This is a genomic window from Aeromicrobium jepli (assembly GCF_047246605.1).
In the GTDB taxonomy this organism is placed as follows: Bacteria; Actinomycetota; Actinomycetes; order Propionibacteriales; family Nocardioidaceae; genus Aeromicrobium.
Window position 1 is genome coordinate 44,981 of record NZ_JBFOKO010000015.1, and the last position, 7,218, is coordinate 52,198.

Consider the following 7,218-nt stretch of genomic DNA (forward strand, 5'->3'; position numbering starts at 1 on the left):
GCATGGCCCCGGTCTCAGTTGGGGACGGGCCCGTCGCCGGCGCGCGACGTGCCCCACGCGCCGGACTGGCCCGCGGCCTCGCGCACGAGGCCCAGGATCGCGGCGACGCGGCCCGTGCCGGTGTCGGTCACGTCGACGGTGGAGACGGTCGCGGCGGCGTCGCTGCTGCGGACCGCGTTGACGACGCCGTCCTCCCCCGACGAGACCGGCCCGACGACCGCGACGCCCTGGCTGCCGGAGTCCAGGCTGGCGACGATGCTGGAGATGACGGTGCCCTCTCCGCCGGCTCCCGCGCCGGACGGGCCGGAGACGACGAGCGCGAGCTGGGCCGAGACCTCGGGGTCCTGCTCGGGCGCCAGCAGGCCGCCCTCGGTGAACGCGGAGCGGATCGTCAGGGCGGTGTCATCGAGCGAGCCGTCGCCCGTCGTGAGGTAGCCGCGCGCGATCGCCGTCCCCACCTTGGCGTAGTCGCTCGTGGCGGTCGCGGCGTCGGGGTCGGCCTGCGTCGCGACGCCCTCGGCGAACTGGCGGTTGGACGGCGAGAGCAGCTTGCCCGTCATCTCGACCTCGCCCGTGACGCGCGCGCCGGCGGTGGTGAGGTTCTCGATGAGCGAGTCGATCTCGCTGTCGCGGGCACCCGGCGTGGTCAGCAGCAGGACGGTGCGGTTCTTGAGCTTGTCGCGGAGCAGGCCCGGCGAGGTCAGCGTGGCGTAGCCGGCGTCGAAGCCGGCCAGGGCCGAGCTGATCTCGGCGCTGTCGTTCGCGCCGCCCGCCTCGGCCGTGTCGCTCTCGTCGAGCACCCCGGCGCCCAGCGCGATGCCTGCCGCGAGCGCCAGCAGGACGGCGGCCAGGGAGATGACGTGGTAGCGCAGGTTGATCACGAGACGAGTCCTTCGGTCCAGGAGGTGACACGGTCGGCCACCGGCGCGAGCCAGTCGTGACCGAGCGGGGTGGTGGCGATGGCGGCGACGACCGCGACGGCACCGGCGAGCAGGAGCAGCAGCGGGACGAACCAGCTCAGCCGCTGCCGCGCGAACCAGGACACGGCCTGGGCGTCGACGACGCGCGAGCCGGCGCGCAGCCGGGCGATGAACGTGCCGGCGGCGTCCGCCGTGTCGCCGTCCACCACGTCGACGAGGCGCGAGGGCGCGCCCACGAGGACGATGACGGCGGCGTCGTTCTGGTCCGCGAGCAGCACCGCGAGGTTCTCGGGGGCGCCGGCGGCGGTGAAGACGACGGGCTGGCGGCCGTGGGCCTCGAACTGCTCGGGGCGCTCGAGGCGTCCGGCGGCCGAGACGATGACGACCTCGCCGGAGCGCTCGATCATGCGCGGCGACAGATCGTCGCCGCGGCCGATCACCACGTGCGGGCGCAGGCCCGCGCCGATCAGCAGCTCGGCTCCCTCGGCGACGCCGATCAGCACGGGGTCGTGGTCGCGGATGAACGCGCGGATCGACCGGAGGTCCTCCTCGGCGTCGGGGCCGGCGCTGACGACGACCACCGGGCGTCCCTTGATCTGCGTGGAGACGGCCGGGATGCCGGCTCCCTCGAGCAGCATCGCCCGGTCGCGGCGCAGCGTGTTGGCGGCGTTCGTGACGATCGAGTCGAGCTGGTTGGTCAGGCCGGAGGACGCCTCGTCGAGCTGGTCGCGGACGCGGGCCGAGGTCATCTCGACGCCCGTGGCGACGGTCGAGTCCCCTCGGAAGACGGTGCCTTCGTGCACGCGCACGACGTCGCCGCTGCGCAGCGACTGCCACACGGCCTCGCCGACGCGATCGACCAGGACGACGCCGGCGTCGGCGAGCACCTGGGGTCCGAGGTTCGGGTACCGGCCGGACGAGGAGGGCGAGACGTTCACGACGGCGGCGACCTGGCGCTCGACGAGGCCCTGGGCCGTGTCGGCCTCGAGGTCCGTCACGTCGAGCACGACGACGTCGCCCGCGCGGACCGTGGACAGGTCGTCGAGCCGGCGGCACAGCCGCGCGGGGCCGGTGACGCCCGGCCCTTCGGGCACGGCGCTGTTCCTGCGCTTCAAGATGGGCATGATGCCTTCCATGGAAACGCTCCCGCCGCCGCGAGCGTCTCAGACACGCCGGGCGGACCGGGAAAAGGTCGTCACACTCAGGGCGTGCGGGCCAGCTCGAGCAGCTCGCGGGCGTGCTCCTGGGCGGCGGCGGAGTCGTCCAGTCCGGCCAGCATCCGGGCCAGCTCGTCGACCCGGCGGTCGTGGTCGAGGCGCACGACGCTGCTGCTGGTGATGCTGCCGTCGTCGGACTTGCTGACGACGAAGTGCGAGTCCGCGAACGCCGCGACCTGCGGCAGGTGGGTGACCGCGATGACCTGCGCGTGGTCGGCCAGGCGCGCCAGGCGGCGGCCCACCTCGACCGCGGTGCGGCCGCCGATGCCGGCGTCGACCTCGTCGAACACGAGGGTCGGCACGGGGTCGCGGCCGGCCAGCACGACCTCGATCGCGAGCATGAGGCGCGAGAGCTCGCCACCGCTGGCGGCCCGGCCCAGCGGACGCGGCTCGGCGCCGCTGTTGGCGGCGAACCAGATCTCGACGTCGTCCGCGCCGTGCGGGCCCGGGTCGCCCGGGACCACGCGGATCTCCAAGTGCGCCGACGGCAGGGCGAGGTCGGCCAGCTCGGCACCGACGGCCTCGGAGAGCTGGGTCGCCGCGGTCGTGCGGGCCTTCGTCAGGCGGCCGGCGAGGTCGACGACCGTCCCTCGCACCTGGGCGAGCTCCTGCTCGAGCCGCTCGACGGCGGTGTCGTCGAGATCGAGCTCGAGCACCTCCTCGCGCGCGTGCTTCGCCCACGCGATGACCTCGTCGAGGCTGGGCCCGTAGCGGCGCTGCAGGGCCGTGATCGCGGCGCGGCGCTCCTGGACGGTGGCCAGCCCGGCGGGGTCGAGGTCGATGTCGGCGGCGTACGCGGCCAGCTCGGACGCGATGTCGGTCAGGTCGATCGCGGCGCGCGTGATGCGGTCGGCCAGCTCCTCCAGGCGCGGGTCGTTCCCGGCGACCGGATCGACGACGGCCTTCGCGGCGGCGAGCGCGGCCGCGGCGGACGCCTCGTCCTCGGACAGGACGGACGAGGCACCCGTCGCGGCGGCGGCGAGCGCCTCGGCGTGGGCGAGGCGGTTCTCGCGCTGGACGAGCTCCTCGTCCTCGCCCGGCTGCGGGTCGACGGCGTCGATCTCGTCGAGGCCGTGGCGCAGCAGGTCGAGGCGCTGCAGCCGCTCCCCCGCGTGCGTGCGCAGGTCGTGCAGCCGGCGCTTGAGCTGCTGCAGCCGCTCGTAGGCGGGCTGGTACTCGCGCAGCACGTCGGCGACGGCGTCGCCGGCGAACCGGTCGAGCGCGTGCCGCTGCTCCTGCGGCCGGACCAGCCGCTGCTGGTCGGACTGTCCGTGGACGGCCACGAGGCTGTCCGCCAGCCGTGACAGCAGGGCGGCCGGGACGGTGGCGCCGCCGGCGAGCGCGCGGCTGCGGCCGGCGCTGGTGAGCACGCGCGCGAGCAGCAGCTCGTCGTCGACGTGGCCGCCGGCCTCCTCGACGAGGCCGCTCACCTCGGGCGTGGCCGCGACCGACGCCTCGATGCGCGCGCGGTCGGAGCCGCGACGCACGAGGCCCGTGTCGGCACGCTCACCACGCAGCAGGCCCAGCGCCGTGACGACCATCGTCTTGCCGGCGCCGGTCTCGCCGGTGATGACGGTGAACCCGGGTCCGAGGTCGAGCTCGGCCTCCTCGATGACGCCCAGCGACTCCAGGCGCAGGTAGTTCCACATCAGCGCCCCCCGGCGGCCCGTCGCGCCTCGGCGGAGCCGCGCCACCCGGCAACGGGGAGCTCGAACTTGCGGACCAGGCGGTCCGCGAACGATGCAGGGTGCACGCGGGCGAGCCGGACGGGCTCGGCGCCCCGGCGCACCTCGACGCGCGCGCCGATCGGCAGCTCGGCGGCGCGGCGGCCGTCGCACCACAGGATGCCGGTGGACGACTGGCCGACCACCTCGACGGCGAGCGTCGACTCGGGCGAGACGACCATGGGCCGGGCGAACAGCGCGTGCGCGCTGATCGGGACCATGAGCAGGGCCGAGACCTCTGGCCAGACGACCGGGCCGCCGGCGCTGAAGTTGTAGGCGGTGGAGCCGGTGGGCGTGGCACAGACGACGCCGTCGCAGCCCATCCGCGAGACGGGACGGCCGTCGATCTCGGTGATGACCTCGAGCATGCGCTCGCGCGACGCCTTCTCGACGGAGGCCTCGTTGAGGGCCCAGTTCGTGGCGACGACCTCGCCGTCGTGGAACACGAGCACGTCGACCGTGAGCCGCTCCTCGACCGTGAGGCCGCCGGCGATGACGTGGCGCGCGACGTCGTCGAGGTCCTCCTCGTCGGCCTCGGCCAGGAAGCCGACGTGACCCAGGTTCACCCCGAGCAGCGGGGTTCCGGTGCCGCGGCAGACCTCGGCGGCGCGCAGGATCGTGCCGTCGCCGCCGAACACGACCGTCAGCTCGCAGCCCTCGGAGGCGCCCGGCGCGGCCGGGACGCACACGAGATCGGTGGCACCGGCCTCGGTGAGCTCGGCGATGTCGGTGTCGAGTGCGCGCACCTCGATGCCCGCGTCCTGCAGGACCTTGGCGAACCCGGCGGCGATGAGCGGCGCTCCCTCACGCGCGACGTGGACGGCCAGCAGCACGCTCCTCATGCCCCGCCTCCTCCGGTCGCTGCGAGAGGCCCGGCCGCCACGGCAGCCTCGGCCGCCGCGAGCTCGGGCTCGGGCGCATCGGTCCTCAGCCAACAAAAGTACTCGACATTGCCCGCGGGGCCCGGCAGCGGACTGGGCGCCAGGGCGCGGGTCCCCCAGCCGCCGGCCCACGCCGCGGTGGTGACGCCGTGCACGGCCGAGGCGTGCAGCGCCGGGTCGCGGACGACCCCGTTCTTGCCGAGGTTCTCGCGGCCCACCTCGAACTGCGGCTTGACCATGAGCACCATGTCGCCGTCGTCGCGGCACACGGACATGAGCGCCGGCAGCACGAGGGTCAGCGAGATGAACGACAGGTCCGACACGACCAGGTCCACCGCTCCCCCGATCACCTCGGTGTCGATGGAGCGGATGTTGGTGCGGTCGAACACGTGCACCCGCTCGTCGGACTGCAGCGACCACACGAGCTGGCCGTAGCCGACGTCGACGGCCACGACCTCGCGCACGTCGCGGCGCAGCAGCACGTCCGTGAAGCCCCCCGTCGAGGCGCCGGCATCGAGTGCGCGGCGGCCGGCGACCGTCAGGCCCATCGGCTCGAAGACCTCGAGGGCGCCGAGCAGCTTGTGCGCGCCGCGCGAGGCCCAGCCGGGGTCCTCGCTGTCCTCGCGCACGACGATCGGCTGGTCGGTCGTCAGCTGGGTGGCCGGCTTGCTCGCCGCGGCGCCGTTCACGAGGACACGGCCCGCCTCGATCAGGGTGGCGGCCTCGCCGCGTGACCGCGCGAGCCCCCGGCGGACGAGCTCGGCGTCGAGCCGGACGCGTCGGCTCATGCGGTCACGCCTGCGCGCCGGGGTTGCCGGCGAGCTGGTCGCGCAGGACGCGATGGATGGACTCGAACACGGCCGGGTGGTCCTCGACGGGCAGCTCGGCGAGCGAGTCGAGCTGGGCGACGGCGGCCTCGATCGGTTCGCTGGTCATGCGCCGATTGTCTCATCGACGACCGGCGTGACGCCTGATTCGTCACGGCGGGCCCAGCCCAGTGCGACGACGGCGCGCAGCGTCTCGGTGGACGTGCCGGACGCGACCAGGCCGATGCGGTCGTCGTCGATCTCGGCCACCGCGTCGCCGCACCGGGCGCGCTTGCCCTCGAGGACGACCTCGGGGTGCGGCTCGTGCAGGGCGGCCAGGCCCGCACCGACGAAGTCCGGACGATCCTGCGGCTCGGCGCCGACGACGTCGGCCACGGTGTTGACACCCGTCGCCACCCACAGCGACGGGATCGCGGCCGTGCGCGCACCGCGGATGTCGGTGTCGAGGCGGTCGCCCACCATGAGCGGCGCGTCGACGCCGAGGCGCGCCATCGTCTCCTCGAACAGCGGCGCGTAGGGCTTGCCCGCGATGACCGGCTCGACGCCGGTGGCCAGCTGGACGGCGTGCACGAGCGCGCCGTTGCCAGGGGCGATGCCCTCGGCGGTCGGGATGGTCAGGTCCGTATTGCTGGCGTAGTGCGGCAGGCCGGACTCGATCGCGTACGCCGCCTCGGCCAGGTCACGCCAGCCCAGGTCCGGCGCATAGCCCTGCACGACGGCGGCGACGCGCGGATCGTGGCGGTCGTCGAGCGGCACGAGACCACGTTCGGTCAACGCGGCGCGCAGGCCCTCGCCGCCCACGACAAGGACGCCGCTGCCGGCGGGGAGGTCGCGGGCGATGACGCCCGCGATCGCCTGGGCCGAGGTGATGATGTCCTCCACCGCGGCGGGCAGGCCGAGCTCCTGCAGGTGCTCGGCGACCGTCTCGGGGCGGCGGTTCGCGTTGTTCGTCAGATAGGCCAGGCGGGCGTGGGTCGCGGACTCGAGCGCCTCGACCGCGCCGGGCACGGCGTGGGCGCCGCGATACACGACGCCGTCGAGGTCCAGCAGGACCGCATCATGGGCGTCGACGAGCGCGCCCTCGGTCGCGGCCAAGGTCATGTCGTCGAGGCTACCGGGACGGCGGGGAGCCGGGTCAGCGACCCGAGGTCCACGTAGACGCGACTGGAGACCCCTCCCCCACGGCTGGAGAACAGCCGGCGCAGCTCGCCACTGATCTCGATGCGGTCACCCGGCTGCAGCCGCAGCGCCTTGGTGCGCAGCCGCGACGTCCACGCCGAGCAGTCGAAGGTGTCGACGAGCTGGCGCGAGCGGCGCTTCGCCGCCGCACTGCGATCGACGATGAGCCGGAACGAGACGACCTCGTCCCCGCTGGGCAGGGTGCGCTGCTCGGCCACGTCGGCGACGCGGCCGCGCAGCAGGACACGGTTGTCCGCGTCCGTGTGCTCGGTGTCTGTCATGACGACGAGCCTGCCGTGACGACCGGCGTGCCGACAGGCGTCAGTCGCGAGCTGTGGACGAGGCGCGGAGCGGCCGAGACCCCTGTGGACCGATCACTGCTCGCCGGTCTGTCCCTGGAGTTGGGTGAGGCGTTGTTCGGCGTCGGTGAGGTGGTGGGCGTCGGTGCCGGCGACGCGGTGGAACCAGGT

The 7,218-nt window shown here is 74.3% G+C and carries 8 protein-coding genes; all 8 read right to left on the reverse strand.

Features of this window, described 5'->3' with window-relative positions; all coding sequences use genetic code 11:
* Positions 1-14 precede the first annotated feature (14 nt).
* The 8 genes from AB3M81_RS18250 to AB3M81_RS18285 all read right to left on the reverse strand — a co-directional run bounded on the left by AB3M81_RS18250 (position 15) and on the right by AB3M81_RS18285 (position 7,029).
* Complete coding sequence (locus AB3M81_RS18250; RefSeq protein WP_412905366.1) at positions 15-881, reverse strand: copper transporter; 867 nt, start codon at positions 879-881, stop codon at positions 15-17.
* Positions 878-2,044, reverse strand: a complete 1,167-nt coding sequence (gene steA, locus AB3M81_RS18255; protein WP_412905367.1) for a putative cytokinetic ring protein SteA — start codon at positions 2,042-2,044, stop codon at positions 878-880. Before steA ends, AB3M81_RS18250 begins: the two co-directional genes overlap by 4 nt.
* A gap of 77 nt (positions 2,045-2,121) precedes the next feature.
* The gene (gene recN, locus AB3M81_RS18260) at positions 2,122-3,786 is read right to left on the reverse strand and encodes a DNA repair protein RecN (RefSeq protein ID WP_412905368.1); all 1,665 of its coding nucleotides are present in this window, start codon (positions 3,784-3,786) and stop codon (positions 2,122-2,124) included.
* Entirely contained in the window at positions 3,786-4,703 is a 918-nt protein-coding gene (locus AB3M81_RS18265) for an NAD kinase (protein ID WP_412905369.1), read from the reverse strand. Before AB3M81_RS18265 ends, recN begins: the two co-directional genes overlap by 1 nt.
* Complete coding sequence (locus AB3M81_RS18270; protein WP_412905370.1) at positions 4,700-5,530, reverse strand: TlyA family RNA methyltransferase; 831 nt, start codon at positions 5,528-5,530, stop codon at positions 4,700-4,702. The genes AB3M81_RS18265 and AB3M81_RS18270 overlap by 4 nt, the downstream gene beginning before the upstream one ends.
* Before the next feature lie 4 nt (positions 5,531-5,534).
* Entirely contained in the window at positions 5,535-5,678 is a 144-nt protein-coding gene (locus AB3M81_RS18275; RefSeq protein WP_412905371.1) for a hypothetical protein, read from the reverse strand.
* The gene (locus tag AB3M81_RS18280; protein ID WP_412905372.1) at positions 5,675-6,670 is read right to left on the reverse strand and encodes an HAD-IIA family hydrolase; all 996 of its coding nucleotides are present in this window, start codon (positions 6,668-6,670) and stop codon (positions 5,675-5,677) included. Before AB3M81_RS18280 ends, AB3M81_RS18275 begins: the two co-directional genes overlap by 4 nt.
* Positions 6,667-7,029, reverse strand: coding sequence for a single-stranded DNA-binding protein (locus AB3M81_RS18285; RefSeq protein ID WP_412905373.1), 363 nt, complete (start codon positions 7,027-7,029; stop codon positions 6,667-6,669). Before AB3M81_RS18285 ends, AB3M81_RS18280 begins: the two co-directional genes overlap by 4 nt.
* Between the last annotated feature and the right edge of the window lie 189 nt (positions 7,030-7,218).